Source organism: Janthinobacterium aestuarii (assembly GCF_046113285.1).
In the GTDB taxonomy this organism is placed as follows: Bacteria; Pseudomonadota; Gammaproteobacteria; order Burkholderiales; family Burkholderiaceae_D; genus Janthinobacterium.
The window spans coordinates 2170746-2192036 of the sequence record NZ_CP142524.1; the positions used below are offsets into that span (position 1 = coordinate 2170746).

Genomic DNA, 21291 nt, shown 5'->3' on the forward strand with positions numbered 1-21291 from the left:
TTTTTTTTGAGTGGGTGGTGGCGGTAGGTCGGATTAGTGCGGCAACGCCGCGCGTAATCCGACATGAGCCGCCAACAAGGTGTCGGATTACGCGCTTCCCGCGCTAATCCGACCTACATGGGTTGCATCGCCTTTACGCCAGGTGATGCACTTCCTGCTGCCCATATACGGGCGTGTTCAACCCTTCCATGCGCGCCTTCAGCTGCAGCGACAGGTACTGGGAATAATGGCGCGACTGGTGCAGGTTACCGCCGTGGAACCACAGCGCTTGCTGCTGCGTGGGTTTCCACATATTGCGCTGCTCGCCCTCCCACGGGCCCGGGTCCTTCGTCGTGGCCGAACCGAGGCCCCACACCTTGCCCACTTTATTCGCCACCTCGGGCGAGATCAGGTCGGCCGCCCAGCCGTTCATGGAGCCGTAGCCGGTGGCGTACACCACGAGGTCGGCGGGCAGCTCCGTGCCGTCGGACAGCACGATGGAATGGGCTTTCAGTTCCTGCACGCCGACCCCGCTTTTCAGCTTGATCTTGCCCTCGGCGACCAGCTCGGAGGCGCCCACGTCGATGTAGTAGCCGGAGCCGCGGCGCAGGTATTTCATGAACAGGCCCGAATCGTCGTCGCCGAAATCGAGCATGAAGCCGCGTTCTTCCAGGCGCGCATAAAAGTCCGCGTCGCGTTCGCGGATGGCCTTGAAGACGGGCTTCTGGAAGTCGGCCAGGATCTTGTACGGAATCGAGGCGAACGTCAGGTCCGCCTTGTTTGTGGTCATGCCGGCCGCCAGCGCCCGTTCCGAATACAGGTCGCCCAGCGCCAGGTCCATCAGGGAATCGGACTTGACGATGTGCGTCGACGAGCGCTGCACCATGGTCACGTCCACGCCCGCTTCCCACAGGGCGGCGCAGATATCGTGCGCGGAATTGTTCGCGCCGATGACGACCACCTTCTTGCCGGCATACGCGTCCGGTCCCGGATGCTGCGACGAGTGCTGCTGCTCGCCCTGGAACACGTCCATGCCCTTGAACTTCGGCATGTTCGCCTTGCCCGACATGCCCGTCGCCAGCACCAGCTGCTGCGGCTTCAGGGTGACGGGCTGGCCATCGCGCAGCACCTGCACCGTCCACTCGCCGCTGGCTTCGTTGAAGCTGGCCGATTCGCATGACGTCGAGCCCCAGTAGTTCAGCTCCATCACCTTGGTGTACATTTCCAGCCAGTCGCCGACCTTGTCCTTCGGCGTGAAGACGGGCCAGTTGTCCGGGAAAGGGATGTACGGCATGTGGTCGTACCAGACGGGGTCGTGCAGGCACAGCGATTTGTAGCGCTTGCGCCAGCTGTCGCCGGGACGGGCGTTTTTCTCGATGATGATGGTGGGGACGTTCAATTGCCGCAGGCGCGCGCCCAGCGCGATGCCGCCCTGGCCGCCGCCGATGATGACGCAGTAGGGCTGGCGCGCGTAGCCCAGTTCGGCCGCTTCCTGTTCGCGGTGCTCCAGCCAGCTGCTGCGGTTGGTGCGCGCCCCGTGTTCGGCGCCCATGGCCCGCCGGCGGCCCTTGGCTTCCTCAAAACCCTTCAATTCGCTCATGGTGGTGAGCAGGGTCCAGATCTTGCCGTCGCGGATGCGGATGAAGCCCACGCCGCGCGCCACGTTCGTTTCCACCGTGATCCAGCTTTGCACCACGCCGCCCGCTTCCACCGCATGTTCGCCGTCGGCGATGCGGATGGCAACCGGCTGCACGGCGCCCAGCTGGGCGGCCAGCATGGCGGCGATCTGCCCGCGGCCTTCCAGGGTTTTCAGGTTCCAGGTAAACAGCACCAGGTCGCGCCAGTAGCCATCCTGTTCGAACAGCTGTGCGGCGCCCGTGCCGTCGCTGGCGCGAAGACAGCCTTCGAGCTGCTCCAGGATGCCGGCCACGGCCAGGTCGTGCGGGTTGATTTCGGTTTGCATCGTGTCTCCTCCAAGTCTGCTGACTTTATGATGGGATGCGGCTGTGTTGCCGCTGACGATGTTGTAACACTGGCGTTCCAGCCCCGCATTCCGCAGCGCAGCATGGCGGAATGTGAGACGGAAATCTCAGCGTGCCGTATGCCTTACTGGCGGTGCGGCGGCACGATGTGCAGCTGCTTGATGCGCCGGTACAGGGTGGCGCGCGAGACGCCCAGCATGGCGGCCGCCTGCAGCGGGCGCCACTTGGCGGCGTTCATGGCGTTGACGATGCGCGTGCGCTCGGCCAGATCCGGCGGCGTGCAGGCCGGCGCGTCCTGCGTCACGGGAGCGGCATTCTTGATGCGTACCCGCGCGCTGGCCTGGCGCAGCGGCGCGCGCACGCGCGCGTGCAGCCAGGTGCTGCCGCCGGCCAGGCGCAGCGACAGCAGATTGTGTCCCGTACGCGCATCGAACAGCCGTTCGGCGCGCACTTCCAGCACCTCGGCGACGGGGCGGGGAAGGGCGTCCAGGCCCCCGATGACGTCGCGCGCGCAGCGGTTGGCGGCGACGATGTCGCCATGCTCGTCGATGGCGAGAAGCATCTCCGGCTGCACTTCCACGAAATGGCGGTTGCGGTGCGCCAGCAGGATGCAGCAATGGCCATAGGAGGTGAGAAAAAAGCCGTCCTCGATCAGGGTCGCGCCCTGGCGCACCAGCTGTTTGACCAGGCGCTGGCTGTCGCGCGCATCGGGCGAATTCAAGGCCGAGGCATCGAGCACGCCGATCAAGTCGCCGTGCGGTGAAAAGATCGGCGCGGCGCTGCAGGTCAGGCCCGTGAAGGCGGCGCGGAAGTGGTCGGTCTTGTGCACGGTGATGGCTTCCTGGTCGAGCAGCACGGAGGCGATGCCGCACGTGCCTTCTTCCTCCTCCGACCAGCACGAGCCCGGGTACAGGCCCGCCTTCTTGAATTCCTTGCGCTGGTCCGTGTCGGCCGCGTAGTCGATCGTCACGCCGCGCGCGTTGGCGAGGATGACGCAGTAGCCCGCTTCGCGCACCATGGCGTGCAGGCGCGGCAGGCACTGGCCCGTGGAGCGCAGAAAATTTTCCTCGGACTGCTGGATGGCGCGCAGTTCGGCGCCCGTCAGGATGCGCGGCCCCGTGGTGGACGCGGGATCGAGCCGGTAGTCGTCCAGCGAGCGCCGGTACGACGACGCCAGCCTGGCCGTATCGGCGCCAGGATTGACGACGCGGCCGGCGATCAGGTCGCGCACGCGCTCGATATGGCTGGTCTGGCGGACGTAGGGCATGGCGCTCTCCGGTATCTCGGTATCTGCTTTATGGTATTTCGTTTGTAGCACGAAGCCCCGGATGGCGCATCCTGCGCTGCAGCATGGCGCGTGCGTGAGACGTTCGTCTCAGCGCCTGGCGCCGCACAGTAGGATGCTTTACAACAATAAAAAAGAGCATCTCTGATAACATCCGTTCAAATCTGAGGTCAGCTATCGCAAGGGATACCTATGACAACGCAAGCGATGTTCCCCGTGCGCAGCTCACTCGTCCTGGCCCTGCTGGGCTGGAGCGCCGCCTGCGGCGCCGCCGGCCAGCTCGATCCCGATGGCCAGAGCAGCCTGGAAAAAGAGGTAGCCCGGCGCGCCGCCGTCGAACCGGCCATGGCCGCCGGCTGGCAAATGAGGCGTTCCGTGGAAGCGGGCGTGCAGGTGGCCGGCGAGAGCAATCTGTTCTGGAAGCTGTCGAATACGCCGGCGCGCAATCCCGGCTTCGATTTCAATCCCTACTGGTACGAGTTCTATGTCAAGCCGGCGCTCGGTTTCAAGCGCAACCTGGGCGACGGCAAGCAGCTGTATGCGCGCGTGTCCGCCGTCGGCTCGGGCACCTTGCGCCACGATCCTTTCGGCGCGGGCGACACGGGCCGCATCTCGATCGAGGAATTCGTCGCCGGCATCCGCATGCCGCTCGGCGGCACGCGCGCCATGGTCGATGTGTCGGCCGGCGCGCAGAATTTCACGCTGGGTACCGGCATGCTGATCGCCAATGGCGGCTCGAACGGCTTTGACCGCGGCGCGCTGAAACTGGGGCCGCGCAAGGCCTTCCAGAATTCCGTGGTGGCCAGAATAAGCCAGGACGCGTTCAGCGCCCAGGCGTTTTATCTCGACCCGAATGAAAATCCCGACAACGATAGCGGCACGCGCGTCGTCGGCGTTGACGTCAGCTACGCGCCCGCGAACGACCGCAAGGCCGGCGTCGCGTATGGCAAGGTGCCCCGTTCGCATGCGGCGTATCCGCAGGCGGCGCCAGGCGGCATCGGCGCACCGCTGGCCGTGCCTGACGGCCGCAAGGACTTGCAGTTCGTGTATGGCTACGCGCGCGTTCCCGTGCTGCCCACCGTGCTGTCGAAAGGCTGGTTCGGCGTCGATGCCGCGCGCGAGTGGAATACGCGCGAGCCGATGCGGGCCTGGGGCTGGCGCACGGAAGGGGGCTTTTCGCTGTCCGACGTGGCGTGGACGCCGAAGTTCACGCTTGGCTACCAGAGCTTTTCCGGTGACGATCCGCGCACGGCGCGCAATGAGCGCTTCGATCCGCTGTTCTTCGAAGGCACGCCGGGCGCCTGGGCTTCGGGCAGCAAGGCGACCTGGGTCTTCGTCAATGCCAACGTGAATGCGCTGCAGGCCACCATCGAGCTGCACCCGACGCCGAAGGACACCGTGACCGCCTACCTGGCCCAGGTGCGGGCCAACCAGATGGGCAGCCCGCTGCAGTTCGGCCAGGCCACGCGCCTCGACGTGCCGGGCGGCGCGCCCGTGGTGATCGCCGGCGTGCTGCGCCCGATGCTGGCCAACGACGTCTTCGTCAAATACGTGCGCGTGGTGAACCCGAATACCTACCTGACCCTGGGCTTCAGCGCCTCGTTCGCGCAGTCGGGCGTGAACCAGCTGGTGAACGGGCAGGCCAGGACCTGGACGGGATGGCTGGCGAACGTGGTATGGGTTTATTAAATATTCTGTCTATCAAGGAGAGCATCGCATGAACGATTTTCCCAGCATGAAACGCCTGGCCCTGGCCGCCGCCTGCCTGGCGCTGGCCGCCGGCGCCCACGCGGCAGAGACGACGGTGCCGCTGTCAGCGGCCGCCAGCGATCCGGCCGCATTGAAATGGATGGTGGGCGCGCCGCCGCCGGCCGATAAAATCATCCGCTTCGACGATGGCAGCTATTTCAATTTCCCGCAGCTGCGCTGGAGCGTGTCGCACTTCCGCCAGCTGATGCCGACGGTGGACGTATCGCGCGGCTTGAAGGCACCCGTGCCCCTGAAACGCGCGCTGCGCAACGATATCGACGGCCTGCGTTTCACCCCGCTGGGGGCGCAGGAAACGATGACCTGGGAACAGTCGCTGGGTGCCAACTACACGGACGGCATCGTGGTGCTGCACCGGGGCCGCATCGTGTATGAACGTTACCTCGGCGTGCTGAAGGAAAGCGGCCAGCATGGCGCCATGTCCGTGACGAAGTCCGTCATGGGCACCCTGGGCGCGGCGCTGGTGGCCGAAGGCAAGCTCGATCCGGACAAAAAAGTGGCCGATTACGTGCCGGAACTGGCCAAGTCCGCGTTTGGCGACGCCACCGTGCGCCAGGTGCTGGACATGACCACGGGCCTGCAATTCAGCGAAGATTATGCGGACCCGAAAGCGGAAGTGTGGCAGCACGCGGCGGCCGGCAGCCCGCTGCCCAAGCCCAAGGATTACACGGGGCCGCGCAGCTATTTCGAGTACCTGCAAACGGTGCGGCACGAGGGCCGGCATGGCGAGGCGTTCGGCTACCGCACGGTCAACTCCGACGTGCTGGGCTGGATCATCGCCCGTGTCACGGGCCAGAACGTCAACGACTACCTGTCCGAGCATGTCTGGCAAAAGCTGGGCGCCGAGCAGGATGCCTACATGACGGTCGATTCGACGGGCACGCCGTTTGCCGGCGGCGGCCTGAATGCGGGCTTGCGCGACCTGGCCCGCTTCGGCGAAATGCTGCGCAACGATGGCCGCTACAACGGCCAGCAGATTCTGCCCAAGGCAGCCGTCGACGATATCCGCCGCGGCGGCGACAAGCAGCTGTTCGCCAAGGGCGGCTACGATTTGCTCAAGGGCTGGAGCTACCGCGACATGTGGTGGGTCACGCATAACGACCATGGCGCCTACATGGCGCGCGGCGTGTACGGCCAGCGCATCTATGTCGATCCGAAGGCGGAAATGGTGATCGTGCGTTTCGCCTCGACGCCGACGGCGGCCAATGCGGCCAACGACCCGACCACCACGCCGGCCTTCGAAGCGCTGGGCAAGCTGCTGCTGGCCAAGCCGAAGTAGGCTGCCAGCCGTGCGGCTGAACGGGCACAACTGCAATATACTATCCTTTCGTCATCATTTATTGCTTGAATGATAATTCATGCAGCGCACGCAAGGGGAACGCACCGTGGAAACCAGCCAGCCGGACCAACCGCGCCCCCCGTTGTGGCGGCGCTTGCTGTGGCCGGTCGCCCAGCTGGGCTCGGCCTTCAAGCTGACGGGCACGCATCTGCTGCATCACGTGATCGGCGCCAGTCTGATCGCCGCGCTGATGCTGGTGCTGGAAGGTTTTCACGTGCTCGAATGGCTCGATGCGGCCATGCTGCGCGCCAGCGCGGAACAGGGGCAACTGCTGAACCGGGGCAAGGACCCGGGCGCCGCCTACCGGCCCGGCATCATCGAAATAGACCAGCCCGCGTTCGAACAGGTGTTCGACGAGCGCGAACCGCTGGAACGCACGCGCCTGGAACAAGTGATCGCCAGCGCCGCAGCGCGCGGCAGCAAGGTGCTGGCCATCGACCTGGACCTGGCGCCGGCCGTGTATGAACAACACAAGGATGGCGAGCGGCCGCTCGACCGCCTGCTCGACCGGCTGGCCGCCGAGGGCCGGAAACTGGTGCTGATCCTGCCCGAACAATCGGATCAGAATGCGAACCTGGCGTGGATACGCGCGCGCTGCGCGGCCGGCATCCACTTCGCCAGCCCGCGGATCCGCGAGCGCATGGGCGCCGTCACGCGTATCGAACTGAAAAGTCCCGTGCTGGCGGCAGTGGCCTTCGAGCTGGCGCACGGCGCCGACGAGCAGGAGCAACAGCAGCCCATGCCGGCCGTCCTGTCAGAGCAAAAGGAAGTGGTGGCGCTGGCCGGCCGCGTGTGCCAGCTGGCGCGGCGCACGGGCAGCGAAAAGGAATTGGCGCGCTGGGCGTTCGAACCCGTCATCCACGGCGACGCCAGGGCGGCGGCGGAACAGAACGCCGTCACCGCGCCGTTTCACCCGGCCGCCGTGGCGCCGGCCTTCCTGAATTCCACGCGCACGCGCGTACAACTGATCGATGGGCAGGCCGGCGTAGCGGCGAATGCACTACGCAAGAACGTCGTGTATATCGGCAGCACCTATGACGTGCGCGACCGCTATACGACGGCCGAAGGCGAGCAGGCCGGCCTGCACCTGCACGCGGCTGCCCACACGTCGCTGGGCATCGGCACGGCCGACGTGAATAAATACGTGGTGTTCGCGGCCGACATCGTCATCGGCGTGCTGCTGGGCTGCCTGTTCGGCGGCCTGTGGACCCTGTACGGCCGCGCCGAGCTGGCCATCGACAAGCGCATGGAAGACCACGATTTCAGCCGCCTGCACCGCGTGGGCACCCTGGCGGAATTCTATGGCATCCGCCTGATGCTGGCGCTGGTGTGGGCTTCGCCGTTCGCCATCGGCGCGCTGGCCATCTACCTGTCGCGCGGCTTGCTTGAGCAGGGTTGGTGGGTCAATCCCGGGCCCCTGATCGCCGGCATGTTCCTGCACGCGATGTCGCTGCGCGACGAAGCCCACCACCCGCACGAGGAAGTGCCGGGCCTGTCCGTATGGGCCCAGCTGCGCCGCACGCATCCGGGCATCGTGCTGGTGCAGGCGCCGCTGGCGCTGCTGCTGTTGATCGTCGCCGTGATCTAGCGCAAACCGTGGCGCCGCGGCGGCGCTAAACTGGGCGCCTTTTTCATATCGCAGGAGGATGCCATGCTGACGGGAGGATGTTTGTGCGGCGAGGTCCGCTATGACACTGGCGCGGACAGCTTTCATCAAAGCGCCTGCCACTGTTCCGTGTGCCGCCGCGCGTCGGGCGCGCCGTTTGTCGCCTGGTTCAGCGTGCCACGGGCGAACTTTCGCTGGCGGCAGGGGCAAGCCATGTCGTATGCGTCCAGCGTCCATGGCACGCGCAGCTTTTGTCCCCGCTGCGGCACGCAGCTGACCTTTGAAGACAGTGCCTATCCCGATGAAGTCGACGTGACTACCTGCAGCCTGGACAATCCCGAACAGCTGCCGCCGCACAGCCATATCTATACGGGCACGCAGCTGGAGTGGGTGAAGCTCGACGATGGCTTGCCGCGCTATCGGGGCTCGCGCAGCGAGGAGGAGGAGCCTGGAGGGAAGGCGAGCAGGTCGGATTAGCCCAGCGGGCGTAATCCGACGTGTCGTTGCCGCTCAAGGACGCGGCATTCTGTCGGCAAGCGCACTGCCGCGCCATTGCCTTATTTTTGGATGATAGTGGTATTGTCGGATTACGCTACGCTAATCCGACCTACGTGAGCCATGGTTTCAGCCGATCAGCTTCAAGCCCGGCGGCAGCGCCTCGCCCAGCATGCGCCGGGTAGCTGTTTCATCCAGCTGTGTCACTTCGCTGACCATCGTTTGCCACAGGGGCGGGGCGCCCACGGCTTTCAGGCGGGCGAGGATGGTGGCCCGCAGGTCGTCGCCGATGTCGCGCGAGCGGTCGCCCGTCATGCGCGCCAGGTGGGCGGCGGCAAACGCCGCCGGTTCCACTTTTTTCCAGTCCAGCGCCAGCAGCACGTGCAGCCAGTCCGCCACGATGGCGCTGTCGACCACTTCGTGCGCGCTGCCGTGGAAGGGCTGGCGCGCGCCGACCCTGGCCAGCGCCCACAGGGTATTTGTGTCCGCCGCTTCGCCCCTTTTATCAGCCTTTTGCAGGCGCTTGATCAGCCAGGCGCCCACTTCGGCCTTGTAGGCGCCGGGGATGCGCTCGAGCGATGCGCCCAGGCGCAGCATGTCGTCGTCGCTGCCGTTCACGAGGGTGACGGGGCGGCTGCCGCGCTGGGCCGCATCGGCTTGCAGGTTGAAGGCGAAGTCGTCGAGCAGGCGCAATTGCTGCTCCGTGCTCAAGCCGCCGGCGACCCTGCGCCACAGGGTCCACCATTCGGCGCACACCTGGTTGTCATTGTGATGCTGGACGCCTGCATCGAACAGGGCCCACAGCTGCTCGATACGCCACGGGTCGAGCGCATCGCCATAACCGGGCCGCAAACAGTAGCCGGCCAGATTCAGCCACACCCGCTCATGCTCGGCGGAGCGGCGCCGGCCACGGGCGCGCAGCATCAGGGCGTCGAACAGCTGGCGCAGCAGGGGCGTATCCCAGCTTTCGCGCCCGCCCAGTCCCCGTTCCAGGTGCTGGCGCAGCTGGCGCACTTCCTTGGTCTCGACCTTTTGCGCCTTGCCGCCGAAGATGCGCTCGATCTTCTCGATGGCTTCCTTCACGCGTGGCGGCACGCTGGACGTTTCGGCCTGCGTTTCCTCCTCGCCACGCAACTGGAATTCCAGCAGCCAGCGCTGGCCCGCATCGGCTTCGGCCACGCAGTGCACTTCCAGGGTGCCCACTTCCGTCATCACGGTGGCCAGCTGCACGGTGATCTCGCGCTTGTCATTGCCGTCGCTGGCGTGCAGCACGCTGGCCAGCGGCGGCAGGCGCAAGTATTCTCCGGCGTTCAGGTCGACGATCTCGCCCAGCTTGGGCGGCGTGCCCGACTCAAAGAGGGAAGTGGCCAGGTGGAAGCGCACGGGCCGGCCCAGGCGCAGCGCGAACAGGCGCTCCGTCAGGCGGATTTCCTCGCCGCTGGCACTGCCGCGGGGCAGGATGCAGACGGCGCGATGGTCCTTGCCCGCCTCGCCCAGCACGAGGAAATAGCTGCGCGGCGAGCCGCCGCCGATGCGCGGCGCCTGGCCCCGTCGCGCCAGCGCGTAGGCGACGGCGCCACGGGCCACGGCCACGTCGGGGTTATCGTTGTGCAGGATGGTGAGGGGCTGGCCCCGCCAGTGCGCCAGGGTCTCGGCCAGGCGGCGCGCCAGCGCGTCGGCGCGGAACACGCCGCCATTGAGCAGCAGGGTGTCGGGCAGTGCCCCTTGATGCTGCTGCAAAAAGCTGGCCAGGTGGCGCGTGATGGCCGCGTCCTGCGCATACGGCAGGCCGAATGCAACGATGCCGGCACGGCCTTTTTTCGCCGTGTCGCCCAGTTCCACCTTCGGAAAGAAGCCGTCGACCACCATGGCCGCAACTTCCTCGCGCGTGACGTCGGCGGAACGGCTGCCGCCGATCAAACGCGATCCCGCGCCCAGCAGGGTCACGGTGACGCTCTCGGGCGCGTCGCTCGACAGCAGCAATTCCTTGGCGGCGCGGCAGCGCTCCATCAGTTGTGACAAGCGTGCGGCAGACAGTTTCATGCCGCCTTCGCTGCCTGCGGCCATGCGCGTTTCCACCAGGTGGGCCAGCGCCAGGTCCATATTGTCGCCGCCGAGGATCAGGTGGTTGCCCACGCTGCTGCGCGTGAGCTGCGGTGTGCCGTCGGCAAAATCCACGTCGATCAGGCTGAAATCGGTGGTGCCGCCGCCCACGTCGCACACCAGAATGCGGCGCGTATTGGACAAGTCTTCGCGCAGGGTGGCGCGCCGGCGCTGCAGGAAGTCATAAAAGGCGGCCTGCGGCTCTTCCACCAGGCGCAGCGCGGGCAAGCCCGCCATGCGCGCCGCTGCCAATGTGAGTGCGCGCGCACCCTCGTCGAACGAGGCGGGGATGGTCAGCACCAGTTCCTGCTCTTCGAGGGGAGCGTGCGGAAAGCGGTGATTCCACGCGGCGCGCACGTAGGCGAGGTAGCTGGCACTGGCCGCCACGGGCGACACCTTGGCCACGTCGGCATCGGCGCCCCATGGCAAAATCGGCGCCTGGCGGTCCACGTTTGCATGCGACAGCCAGCTCTTTGCGCTGGTGACCAGCCGGCCCGGCACCTGGGCGCCGAGCTGACGCGCCAGTACGCCCAGCACGGCATGTTCCACCTCCTGCTGGGGCCACGGCAGCGGCAAGTCGCCCGCCGCAAGTTCGCCGGCGGCGGGGTGGTAGCGCAAGGAGGGCAGCAGGGGGCGTGCGCCCACTTCGCCGGGCGCGACCAGCTGCTCGATGGCGAACAGCTCGATGTCCGCCTGCCCATCTGCCGCTTTGGCCGCATTGGCGTACGCCACCACCGTGTTGGTGGTGCCCAGGTCGATGCCGACCAGGTAGGCCGGCTTGCCCGCAGCGCTGCCCATGTTTATTGCTGCGGCGTGCCGCGCACGTCGAATTCCACCTTCCAGCGCTCGGCGCCGTCAGGGGAAACGGCCAGCAGCTCCAGGGTGCCCGCTTCCGTCACTCTGGCGTGCAGCATGACTTGCACCACGTCGCCGGCCTGACGGCCTTCGGCGGACAGCGTCGCCTGGATTTCGCTCAGCTCCTGCAATTCATCGGGACCCCAGAAGTCGAGCAAGTCGCCGATCAGGTCGTTGCGGCGCGTGGACGAGGCGAAGAAGCGGAAATGCACGGGTTCGCCCACGACGAGGCCGAATTGCTGGCCCGGCAGTTCCAGCTCGCTGCCTTCTTCCATGCCGAACGGCGCCACGCACAGGGCCTGGATAGGCGGTTCCATGCCCGGAATGGCGGGCATGGCCGATTCGATGGCCACATAAAAGGCGCTGGCCGTGCCGCCGCGGATGCGCACGCCGTGGCCGCGCCGCACGTAGCTGTAGTAGGCGGCGCCACGGGCGACGGCCAGGTCCAGGTCGGCCCCGGCCAGCATGCGCGCCGGCTCCGCGCCTTCCATGTACAGCCAGTCGTTGACGGTCGCCATGATGCGTTGGACCAGCAGGTCGGACTTGAAGACGCCGCCGTTGAACAGCACGGCCGTCGGATGCAAGAAGCTGGCGCCTTCCGCCTGGCGGCCGGCGAAACCTTCCAGTTCGCTGGTCGCCATCACTTGGCGGCCCAGAAAGGCGGCCAGGTGGCGCGTGATGGCCGCGTCCTGCGCATACGGCAAGCCCAGTTGCGTCAGGCCGGCGCGCGTGCGCACGGCGGGGCGGCTCGATGCTTCCACCTGCGGGAAGAAGCCGTCGAGAATGAAGGTCGACACTTCCGCGCGCGTCAGTTCCGTGCGGATGGAGCCGCCGATCAGCTTCGAACCGCGGCTCGGCACGACGATCGGTGCCACATCGAGGCCGCTGTCGGCCAGCAGGCTTTCCTTGGCGCTGCGGCAGCCGTAGGTCAGCGCGCGCATTTGCCAGGCATCGAGTTGGGTGCCGTTGGCGGCCAGCTTGCGCGCCACCAGATGGGCCAGGGCCAGGTCCATATTGTCGCCGCCGAGCAGGATGTGCTCGCCGACGGCCACGCGGTGCGGTTCCAGCACGCCGTCGCGCTCGAGCACGGCGATCAGCGAAAAGTCGCTGGTGCCGCCGCCCACGTCGACCACTAAAATGATGTCGCCCGGCTTGACTTCCTTGCGCCAGCGGCCTTCGCTGGTCTGTATCCAGCTGTACAGGGCCGCCTGCGGCTCTTCCAGCAGGGTCAGCGAGGTGTAGCCGGCCGCCTGCGCCGCTTCCATCGTCAGCTCGCGCGCGGCCGGGTCGAACGAGGCGGGTATCGTCACCGTGATTTCCTGCTCGGCGAACGGCGCTTGCGGGTGGGCGTTGTCCCAGGCCTGGCGCAAATGCGTCAGGTAGCGCGTGGCGGCCGTGATCGGGGAGATGCGCGCCACTTCCGCTGGCGCGTCGTTCGGCAGGATAGCTGCGCGGCGGTCCACGCCCGGGTGGCACAGCCAGCTTTTCGCGCTCGACACTAAACGGATCGGCGTGGTGGCGCCGCGGCTGCGGGCCATTTCGCCCACGACAAACGGCGCTTCGGCTTCCTCGGTGACCCAGGGCAGGGCCAGGTCGCCCGCCGCCACTTCGTCGGCGTGCGGCAGGTAAACGAAGGACGGCAGCAGCGACAATTCTTCGACGGTGCCCGGTGCCGACAGTTGCGGCACTTTCAGCACGCCGTGGCTGGATTGCTCGCCGTCGCTCTCGACCAGGTTCACATATGACAGGGCGCTGTGGGTGGTGCCCAGGTCGATGCCGATGGCGTAGCGCGGGGTGTTGTTGGCTTGATCGCTCACAGTTCCACCTCGGCCGGTGCCAGGATGGCGGCGTCGTGCTGCTCGCTCAGCTTCGGCAGGCGCACGCTCGAGGCGCGCCAGCCGCGGTGGCTCAGGGTGCCCGTGAACGGCGCGGAACCGACCACGTTGCCCGTCAGGCGCACGCTGGCCGAATCAAAGCCTTCCTGCAGCACGATGCGGCTGCCCTCGACTTCCTGGCGCACGGCGTCGATGGTGAAGTATTCACGCATGACCTTGGCGCAGCCTTCATGCACGACGCGGGCGGCCGCGCCGATGTCGGCATCGGCATGGCTGCCCAGGTTTTCCTGGGTGAAGTCGATCAAGCGCGCTTCGCGTTGCAGCAGGGCCAGCAATTGCAGGGCCGCGTCCGGCGTCGCTTCTTTCAAAATGACGGGGGCGGCTGCCGGCACGGGGGCTGGCGCCGGAGCCGGGGCCACGGGTGCCACGGGGGCGGCCTCGGGCAGGGACAGCTTTTCCACGCGGGCCGCATAGGCGGCGTCCGACAGGGTGCTGAAGAAGGCGCCGAAAGCCAGCGGGACGCGGCGCCAGAGCGATGGGTGGGACGATGGTGTGCTCATAGGAACTCGTTTCTCTGATCTGTAGGGTGGCGTCGGCGGCGGGGGCCGCTTCGCAAGGTAGTGCCATGTGCGGGGCCAACAGGGCCGGCTGCGTTTGCCCGCATGATACCAGCTACGGGGCCGGCGCCAAAGCCGCCGCCCCCGTTCCCGCCTGCCTGTGGCGTGGATTTTCTTTGTTCCTGCGCAAGGAAACGTTCGATTTCGTGCCGCTTCGACTAGAATCGCGCATTATCTTTTTGCATGACCTGGATGCCATGTCTACCGACTTTTCCCTGTATTTAGCCAGCAGCACTTACATCGACAGCGACCATCCGGCCGTGCGCGCCAAGGCGGCCGAACTGGCGGCAGGCGCTGTGGGCGACGCCGCCATCGCGGCCCGCTGCTTTGCCTTCGTGCGCGACGAAGTCGCTCACAGCTGGGACTACCAGCGCAATCCCGTCACCTGCCGCGCGTCCGACGTCTTGCAGCATGGCACGGGATATTGTTATGCGAAGAGCCATCTGCTGGCCGCGCTGCTGCGCGCCAACGGCATCCCCGCTGGCCTGTGCTACCAGCGCCTGGCTGTGGGGGAAGCGGGCCCGCCGTTTTGCCTGCATGGCTTGAACGCCGTGTATCTGCAGGATGTTGGCTGGTATCGCATCGATGCGCGCGGCAACAAGCCTGGCGTCTCGGCCGCCTTCGCGCCGCCGCAGGAGCAACTGGCCTTTCCCGTGCTGGCGCCGGAAGAGCGCGATCTGCCGGAAATCTGGCCGGCACCGCTGCCGCAGGTGATCGCATCGCTGACCGGCCATGCGACCGTGCAGGATGTGGCGGCGCACTTGCCCGATATCGAATTGTTGCCGCTGCAAAAATAATCTCAAGAAAGAAATCATGAAAAAAGTGTATCTTGGTCTGTTCGGCCTGTTGCTGCTGGCCGGTTGCGGCGGCAAGGGCGAGAGCGGCGGGCAATCGAGCGCCGCGCGTCTCGACGGCAAGGAAAAAGGCAGCGAGTTTCTTGCCTATGAACACAATGTCAGCGTCGATACGAGCGAGGCGCAAGTGCGGCCCCTGTATGAAAAAGTCGTCGCCGCCTGCAAGGCCGATACGGAAAACGGCTGTTTGCTGCTCGATTCCAGCCTCGACAGCGGCCGCTACGTGCATGCGCGCATCAGCATGCGGGCCAAGCCGGCCGGCATCAAAAAGCTCGTCGCGCTGGTCGCGGCCGAAGGCGACGTCACCAGCCAGGGCACCAAGGTGGAAGACCTGGGCCGTCCTGTGCTCGACAGCAAGAAGCGCCTGGAGATGCTGAAACAGTACCAGGCGCAGTTGCAAGACCTGGAAAAGCGCTCTGGCGCGAACGTCGACGCCCTGATCAAGGTCACCAAGGAGCTGGCCACCGTGCAAGTGGAGCTGGAGCAGGCGACGGCGGCCAATGCGCTATTAATGCAGCGCATCGACACGGACTTGCTGAACGTAATGATCAGCGCTGAAGGCAAGCAATCGTTCTGGCGCCCCGTCAAGCGTGCGCTGGGCAATTTCACGGACAACCTGTCGGAAGGCGTGGCCAACGCCATCACGGCCATGGCTTACATCCTGCCGTGGCTGATCGCTTTCGTGCTGCTGTTCCCGCTGGGCCGCAAGGGCTGGCGCCGCTTGAGAGGCTTGCCGCGCAAGGATTAAAGCCTCCGGCGCACCGTTTTACGGCAATTTGAAACCTGGCTGCACAGTCCTTGTGCAGCCAGGTTTTTTTTCGTGCGGCGAGCGCCGCGTGCACCATGGCGGACAGCTGTAGGCGCTGGCACGCATTCTGCTTTAACAACATGGCAGGCCCAGCTCGACCCCACGAACCCATCACAGGAGTCCCCATGTCACGACGCATCATCCTGAAAGCGGCCGCCGCCGGCGCATTCGCCCTGGCCACGTCCACTTATATGCAGGCAGCCCTGGCCGCCGATACGATCAAGGTCGGCATCTTGCACTCCCTGTCGGGCACCATGGCCATTTCAGAAACGTCGCTCAAGGATGTGGCCCTGATGACGATCGCCGAGATCAATGCCAAAGGCGGCGTGCTGGGCAAGAAGCTGGAAGCCGTCGTCGTTGACCCCGCGTCGAACTGGCCTTTGTTCGCGGAAAAAGCGAGACAATTGGTGGCGCAGGATAAGGTGGCCGTGGTGTTCGGCTGCTGGACGTCCGTGTCGCGCAAGTCGGTTTTGCCCGTGTTCAAGGAACTCAACAGCCTGCTGTTTTACCCGGTGCAATACGAGGGCGAGGAGCTGGAAAAGAATGTGTTTTATACGGGCGCCGCGCCCAACCAGCAGGCGATCCCCGCCGTCGAATACCTGATGAGCACAGATGGCGGCGGGGCCAAGCGCTTCGTGCTGCTGGGCACGGATTATGTATACCCGCGCACCACCAACAAGATCCTGCGCGCCTTCCTGAAAAGCAAGGGAGTCAAGGATAGCGATATCAGCGAGGTCTACACGCCGTTCGGCCACGCCGACTATCAAACCATCGTCGCCAATATCAAGAAGTTTTCCACGGGCGGCAAGACTGCCGTCATTTCCACCATCAATGGCGATTCCAACGTGCCTTTCTACAAGGAGCTGGGCAATGCGGGCTTGAAAGCGACGGACGTGCCCGTCGTCGCGTTTTCCGTGGGCGAGGAAGAGCTGCGCGGCATCGATACCAAACCCTTGCTCGGCCATCTGGCGGCGTGGAATTACTTTGAATCCGTCAAGAACCCCGTGAATACCGCTTTCATCAAGCAGTGGAAGGCGTACGCCGTGGCGCAAAAGCTGCCGAACGCGGGTTCGGTGGTGACGAACGACCCGATGGAAGCGACCTATGTTGGCATCCACATGTGGGCGCAAGCCGTGGAAAAAGCGAAATCGACGGACACGGACAAGGTGATCGCCGCCATGGCGGGCCAGAGCGTCAAGGCGCCATCGGGCTTCACCCTGACCATGGATGCAACGAACCACCACTTGCACAAGCCCGTGATGGTCGGCGAGATCAAGGCCGATGGGCAATTCAATGTCGTGTGGAAAACCAAGGAACCGATACGCGCCCAGCCGTGGAGCCCGTATATCAAGGGCAATGAGGGCAAGCAGAAGCTGTAAAAAGCTTGCGCGTCGATTCGTCGCCGCAACCCCAGGCAAAGAGCTGGGGTCAGACCCGGCGGGTCTGACCCCTGTCCTTGTCTTGGGGGAAGGATACCTATCAAGACATCGGCTTTACTACATGGAATCCATGCACATGCAGCTTCTCCCCAAACTGCTGGTCCTCGCCTGCCTGTTGCTATCCTCGCTGGCGCAGGCCGCCATCCCTCCCGACCTGCTCAAGCCGCTGGCCGGCGACGATCCCGACGCCAGGGTCGCCGCCGTGGCGCAGATCGCCGCCCTGGCCACGCCCGAGGCTGCCAAGGTGCTGCAAGCGCTGCAGGACGACGCCTTGTACGCCGCGCCCGACGGCAAGGTGTACATCGTTGACGGCGAGCAGGCGGTTGACCCGGCAATCGGACGGAACGTGCCGATGCCCGACGGCATCGACGGCGTGATGGTCAACAACCGCTTGCGCGCGGCTGTGGCAGGCGCCTTGTCGGGTTTGCAGCTGCTGGCGCCGGAGCGCAGCGCCCGCCTGGCCGCCGCGCAAGCCTTGCAAAAGGCGGTCGACCCCGCGCAGCTCCCCCTGATCCGCACCGCGCTGGCGCGGGAAAGCGACGCTGAAATTCAACAACTATTGCAAGTGCTGATCGCCAGCGCCAACCTGCATGCACCCGACGCCGCCACGCGCAAGGCCGCCGTGCAGGCGCTGGCGGGCAGCAGCGATGCGCGCCTGCTGCCGGTGCTGCAAGCCATGCTGGAGCAGGGCGGCGAACCCGACGAAGCCGTGCAGCTGGCCGCCATCGACACCATGCGCCAGATCAAGGGACGAGTGTCGCGCATGGAATTGGCCGGCAATGTGTTTTACGGCATCTCGCTGGGCAGCGTGCTGCTGCTGGCCGCGCTGGGCCTGGCCATCACCTTCGGCCTGATGGGCATCATCAACATGGCGCATGGCGAATTGCTGATGATAGGCGCGTACACGACCTATCTGTGCCAGCTGTTTTTCCGCACCTATCTGCCTGGCCTGCAGGATGCGTATCTGCTGGCCGCCTTGCCGGCCGCCTTTCTCGTCGCGGGACTGGTGGGCGTGGCACTGGAACGCACGGTGATCCGCTGGTTGTACGGGCGGCCGCTGGAAACCCTGCTGGCCACCTGGGGCATCAGCCTGATCCTCATGCAGCTGGTCCGCACGATCTTCGGCGCGCAAAACGTGGAAGTGGCCAACCCGGCCTGGATGTCGGGCGGCGTCACCGTGCTGGGCGGTCTCGTGCTGCCGTACAACCGGCTGGCCATCATTGGCTTTGCCGTCGTCGTCGTCGTGGCCGTGTGGTTGATCCTGAACAAGACGCGGCTGGGACTGTTCGTGCGGGCCGTTACGCAAAACCGCCGCATGGCCGATTGCGTGGGCGTGGCCACGGGCAAGGTCGACATGCTGACTTTCGGCCTCGGTTCCGGCATCGCCGGGCTCGGCGGCGTGGCCCTGTCGCAGCTGGGCAATGTGGGTCCGGACCTGGGCCAAAGCTACATCGTCGATTCCTTCATGGTGGTGGTGCTCGGTGGCGTGGGCCAGCTGGCCGGCACCGTGATCGCCGCGCTGGGCCTGGGCGAAGTCAACAAATTCCTCGAACCGGTGGCGGGCGCCGTGCTGGCGAAGATCGCCATCCTGGTATTCATCATCATTTTCATCCAGCGCCGGCCGCAGGGCCTGTTTGCCATGAAGGGACGCAGCGTCGAATGACTACCTCCTACCCGATCAAACAGGGCCTGTTCACGCGGCCCGTCTGGCTGGTCATCGCCGCCTGCAGCGTGCTTGCGGCGCTGCTGCCGATCTTTAATCTGATGTTTGCCGAAGGCCATGCCTTGCATGTGTCCGCCTACACGGTGGCGCTGGTGGGCAAGTTCATGTGCTACGCGCTGGCCGCGCTGGCGCTGGACCTCGTCTGGGGCTATACGGGTATCTTGTCGCTGGGACACGGCGTGTTCTTTGCCCTGGGCGCGTATGCGCACGGCATGTATCTGATGCGCGCCATCGGCGACCAGGGCCAGTATCGCAGCAGCTTGCCCGACTTCATGGTCTTTCTCGACTGGAAAACCTACCCGTGGTACTGGGCCTTCACGGAACACTTCTGGTATTGCATGGCCCTCGTCGTGCTGGTGCCGGGCGTGCTGGCCTTCGTGTTTGGTTATTTCGCCTTTCGCTCGCGCATCAAGGGCGTGTATTTTTCCATCATCACGCAAGCGATGACGTATGCCTTCATGCTCTTGTTCTTCCGCAATGACACCGGCTTTGGCGGCAACAACGGTTTCACGGATTTCAAGACGATATTGGGCCATAACATCACGGCACCCGCCACCCGGGCCGTGCTGTTCCTGCTGACCCTGGCCTTCCTGCTGGCGGCCTTGATCGGCGCGCGCGCCATCGTCCGCTCGAAACTGGGCAGGGTGCTGCAGGGCGTGCGCGACAGCGAAGCGCGGCTGATGTTCCTCGGCTACAACCCGCTGTGGTTCAAGCTGTTCGTCTGGACCTTGTCGGCCGTGCTGTGCGGCATCGCCGGCGCCCTGTACGTGCCGCAGGTGGGCATCATCAATCCGTCCGAGATGTCGCCCGCGAACTCCATCGAGATGGTCGTGTGGGTGGCGGTGGGCGGGCGCGGTACCTTGCTCGGTCCGATTGTGGGCGCTTTTACCGTGAACGGCTTGAAAAGCTGGTTCACGGCCGTCCTGCCGGAACTGTGGCTGTTCGCGCTGGGTTTGCTGTTCATCGGCGTCACCCTGTTCATGCAGCAGGGCATGCTCGGTGTGTTGAACAAGCTCAAACGTAAAAAAGTCGCCATCGTGGCAGAGGAGGCCGCATGAGCATCCGCATGTTGCCCGGCATGGCCGGCACCGAGGCTGGCCCCACGTATGCGCGCGTAAAAGGCGAGGGCGTCGATACGACGCATGGCGCGATTCTGTATCTGGAAGACATCAGCGTGTCGTTCGACGGCTTCAAGGCCATTAATAAACTGAGCCTCGATATTTCCGTGGGCGAGCTGCGCTGCATTATCGGCCCGAATGGCGCGGGCAAGACGACGATGATGGATGTCATCACCGGCAAGACGCGGCCCACGTCCGGCACGGCCTGGTTTGGCCAGACCATGAATCTGGCCACCATGACGGAAGCGCAAATCGCCCACGCGGGTATCGGCCGCAAGTTCCAGCGCCCCACCGTATTCGAGCAGCACACGGTGTTCGACAACCTGGAACTGGCGATGAAAATGGACAAGCGCGTGGCGCCCACCCTGTTTGCGCGCCAGACGTCCGAGCAGGCGGGCAGGATCGAAGCGATCTTGCGCCTGATCCGCTTGAACGGCCACGAAGCGCGGCCGGCCGGTTTGCTGTCGCATGGGCAAAAGCAATGGCTGGAAATCGGCATGCTCCTGATGCAGGAGCCGCAGCTGATTTTATTGGATGAGCCCGTGGCCGGCATGTCGGACGCGGAAACGGCGCGCACGGCGGAACTCCTCAATGAATTGCGCGGCAAGCATTCGATCATGGTGGTCGAGCACGACATGGGTTTCGTTACGGAGATCGCGCAGCAAGGCATCGTTACCGTGCTGCATGAGGGTTCCGTGCTGGCACAGGGGCGCATGGACGAAGTGCAAGCGGACGAGCGGGTCATCGAAGTCTATCTGGGAAGATAATAAGGGGGGATCGCAGGCCATGCTCGAAGTGCAACAATTAAATCAATACTATGGCTCCTCGCACACCTTGCGCGGCATCGACCTGTCGGCGCGCAAGGGCGAATGCCTGGCCTTGCTAGGGCGTAATGGCGTGGGCAAGACGACCTTGCTAAAATGCCTGATGGGCGTGCTGCCCGTGGCGCAGGGCAAGGTGGTGTTCCAGGGGCGCGATATCACGAAGCTGGCGCCGCATGCGCGCGCCAGGCTGGGCATGGCCTACGTGCCGCAGGGGCGCGACATCTTTGCGCGCCTGACGGTCGAGGAAAACTTGCTGATGGGCATGGCGGTGAAGCGGGGCAGGCTGGCCTCGCGCATTGATCCCCACGTGTATGAGCTGTTTCCCGTGCTCAAGGAGATGCTGCAGCGGCGCGGCGGCGATTTGTCCGGCGGGCAACAGCAGCAACTGGCCATCGCCCGCGCCCTGCTGGCCGAGCCGCAATTGATCATCTTTGACTAGCCGACGGAGGGTATCCAGCCCTCCGTCATCAAGGATATCGGCAGGGTCATTTCCTTGTTGAAACAGCGGGGCGACATGGCCATCGTGCTGTGCGAACAGTATTTCGATTTCGCCCGCGAACTGGCCGACGAATTCATCGTGCTGTCGCGCGGCAGCGTGGTGGCCAGCGGCAAGGCGGAACAGATGGATGGCGATGAGGTGAAGCGGCACCTGGCCGTGTAAG

Annotated in this window: 15 protein-coding genes and 1 pseudogene; 11 read left to right on the forward strand and 5 right to left on the reverse strand. The window is 65.3% G+C overall.

Going from position 1 to position 21291, the window contains the following annotated elements; genetic code table 11:
- Positions 1-133: 133 nt before the first annotated feature.
- On the reverse strand, positions 134-1942 hold the full coding sequence (locus OX462_RS09830; protein ID WP_409028283.1) for an NAD(P)-binding domain-containing protein: 1809 nt from the start codon (positions 1940-1942) through the stop codon (positions 134-136).
- A 143-nt stretch (positions 1943-2085) separates the two neighbouring features.
- Positions 2086-3228, reverse strand: a complete 1143-nt coding sequence (locus OX462_RS09835; protein ID WP_409028284.1) for a sigma-54-dependent Fis family transcriptional regulator — start codon at positions 3226-3228, stop codon at positions 2086-2088.
- Positions 3229-3438: 210 nt separating this feature from the next.
- On the opposite strand from OX462_RS09835, the gene OX462_RS09840 reads away from it, so the two are divergent.
- The 4 genes from OX462_RS09840 to OX462_RS09855 all read left to right on the forward strand — a co-directional run bounded on the left by OX462_RS09840 (position 3439) and on the right by OX462_RS09855 (position 8435).
- Positions 3439-4935 (forward strand): alginate export family protein, encoded by a 1497-nt coding sequence (locus OX462_RS09840; protein ID WP_409028285.1) that lies wholly within the window; start codon positions 3439-3441, stop codon positions 4933-4935.
- Between the two features lie 28 nt (positions 4936-4963).
- On the forward strand, positions 4964-6292 hold the full coding sequence (locus OX462_RS09845; RefSeq protein WP_070290730.1) for a serine hydrolase domain-containing protein: 1329 nt from the start codon (positions 4964-4966) through the stop codon (positions 6290-6292).
- Between the two features lie 79 nt (positions 6293-6371).
- Positions 6372-7940, forward strand: a complete 1569-nt coding sequence (locus OX462_RS09850) for a CHASE2 domain-containing protein (protein ID WP_409028286.1) — start codon at positions 6372-6374, stop codon at positions 7938-7940.
- Positions 7941-8003: 63 nt separating this feature from the next.
- Entirely contained in the window at positions 8004-8435 is a 432-nt protein-coding gene (locus OX462_RS09855) for a GFA family protein (protein WP_409028287.1), read from the forward strand.
- 147 nt (positions 8436-8582) lie between these two features.
- Here OX462_RS09855 and OX462_RS09860 read toward each other — a convergent pair whose 3' ends face one another.
- From OX462_RS09860 to OX462_RS09870, 3 genes are read right to left on the reverse strand one after another with little or no spacing between them, the layout of a single operon-like run.
- Positions 8583-11354, reverse strand: a complete 2772-nt coding sequence (locus OX462_RS09860) for an Hsp70 family protein (RefSeq protein WP_409028288.1) — start codon at positions 11352-11354, stop codon at positions 8583-8585.
- A 2-nt stretch (positions 11355-11356) separates the two neighbouring features.
- Positions 11357-13228: an Hsp70 family protein gene (locus OX462_RS09865; protein WP_409028289.1), complete on the reverse strand. Its 1872-nt coding sequence runs from the start codon at positions 13226-13228 to the stop codon at positions 11357-11359.
- Entirely contained in the window at positions 13225-13806 is a 582-nt protein-coding gene (locus tag OX462_RS09870) for a DUF2760 domain-containing protein (RefSeq protein WP_409028290.1), read from the reverse strand. Before OX462_RS09870 ends, OX462_RS09865 begins: the two co-directional genes overlap by 4 nt.
- 254 nt (positions 13807-14060) lie before the next feature.
- Between OX462_RS09870 and OX462_RS09875 the strand changes: the two genes are divergently transcribed.
- The 7 genes and pseudogenes from OX462_RS09875 to urtE all read left to right on the forward strand — a co-directional run bounded on the left by OX462_RS09875 (position 14061) and on the right by urtE (position 21290).
- Positions 14061-14660 (forward strand): transglutaminase-like domain-containing protein, encoded by a 600-nt coding sequence (locus tag OX462_RS09875; RefSeq protein ID WP_409028291.1) that lies wholly within the window; start codon positions 14061-14063, stop codon positions 14658-14660.
- A gap of 16 nt (positions 14661-14676) precedes the next feature.
- Positions 14677-15465, forward strand: a complete 789-nt coding sequence (locus tag OX462_RS09880) for a DUF4349 domain-containing protein (RefSeq protein ID WP_070222269.1) — start codon at positions 14677-14679, stop codon at positions 15463-15465.
- A 185-nt stretch (positions 15466-15650) separates the two neighbouring features.
- Positions 15651-16904 carry an urea ABC transporter substrate-binding protein gene (gene urtA / locus OX462_RS09885; RefSeq protein ID WP_409028292.1) on the forward strand — a complete coding sequence of 418 codons (1254 nt, stop codon included), beginning with the start codon at positions 15651-15653 and terminating at the stop codon, positions 16902-16904.
- Between the two features lie 136 nt (positions 16905-17040).
- Positions 17041-18627: an urea ABC transporter permease subunit UrtB gene (gene urtB / locus OX462_RS09890; protein ID WP_409028293.1), complete on the forward strand. Its 1587-nt coding sequence runs from the start codon at positions 17041-17043 to the stop codon at positions 18625-18627.
- Entirely contained in the window at positions 18624-19745 is a 1122-nt protein-coding gene (urtC, locus tag OX462_RS09895; protein WP_409028294.1) for an urea ABC transporter permease subunit UrtC, read from the forward strand. The genes urtB and urtC overlap by 4 nt, the downstream gene beginning before the upstream one ends.
- On the forward strand, positions 19742-20572 hold the full coding sequence (gene urtD / locus OX462_RS09900; RefSeq protein ID WP_409028295.1) for an urea ABC transporter ATP-binding protein UrtD: 831 nt from the start codon (positions 19742-19744) through the stop codon (positions 20570-20572). The genes urtC and urtD overlap by 4 nt, the downstream gene beginning before the upstream one ends.
- A 19-nt stretch (positions 20573-20591) precedes the next feature.
- A pseudogene (urtE, locus tag OX462_RS09905) lies at positions 20592-21290 on the forward strand (urea ABC transporter ATP-binding subunit UrtE).
- Position 21291: the final 1 nt, after the last annotated feature.

Excerpts from the sequence above, each read along its gene's own strand:
- OX462_RS09830 (WP_409028283.1), bottom strand. The coding sequence starts at position 1,942 with ATGCAAACCGAAATCAACCCGCACGACCTGGCCGTGGCCGGCATCCTG.
- OX462_RS09835 (WP_409028284.1), bottom strand. The coding sequence starts at position 3,228 with ATGCCCTACGTCCGCCAGACCAGCCATATCGAGCGCGTGCGCGACCTG.
- OX462_RS09840 (WP_409028285.1), top strand. The coding sequence starts at position 3,439 with ATGACAACGCAAGCGATGTTCCCCGTGCGCAGCTCACTCGTCCTGGCC.
- OX462_RS09845 (WP_070290730.1), top strand. The coding sequence starts at position 4,964 with ATGAACGATTTTCCCAGCATGAAACGCCTGGCCCTGGCCGCCGCCTGC.
- OX462_RS09850 (WP_409028286.1), top strand. The coding sequence starts at position 6,372 with ATGCAGCGCACGCAAGGGGAACGCACCGTGGAAACCAGCCAGCCGGAC.
- OX462_RS09855 (WP_409028287.1), top strand. The coding sequence starts at position 8,004 with ATGCTGACGGGAGGATGTTTGTGCGGCGAGGTCCGCTATGACACTGGC.
- OX462_RS09860 (WP_409028288.1), bottom strand. The coding sequence starts at position 11,354 with ATGGGCAGCGCTGCGGGCAAGCCGGCCTACCTGGTCGGCATCGACCTG.
- OX462_RS09870 (WP_409028290.1), bottom strand. The coding sequence starts at position 13,806 with ATGAGCACACCATCGTCCCACCCATCGCTCTGGCGCCGCGTCCCGCTG.
- OX462_RS09875 (WP_409028291.1), top strand. The coding sequence starts at position 14,061 with ATGTCTACCGACTTTTCCCTGTATTTAGCCAGCAGCACTTACATCGAC.
- OX462_RS09880 (WP_070222269.1), top strand. The coding sequence starts at position 14,677 with ATGAAAAAAGTGTATCTTGGTCTGTTCGGCCTGTTGCTGCTGGCCGGT.
- urtA (WP_409028292.1), top strand. The coding sequence starts at position 15,651 with ATGTCACGACGCATCATCCTGAAAGCGGCCGCCGCCGGCGCATTCGCC.
- urtB (WP_409028293.1), top strand. The coding sequence starts at position 17,041 with ATGCAGCTTCTCCCCAAACTGCTGGTCCTCGCCTGCCTGTTGCTATCC.
- urtC (WP_409028294.1), top strand. The coding sequence starts at position 18,624 with ATGACTACCTCCTACCCGATCAAACAGGGCCTGTTCACGCGGCCCGTC.
- urtD (WP_409028295.1), top strand. The coding sequence starts at position 19,742 with ATGAGCATCCGCATGTTGCCCGGCATGGCCGGCACCGAGGCTGGCCCC.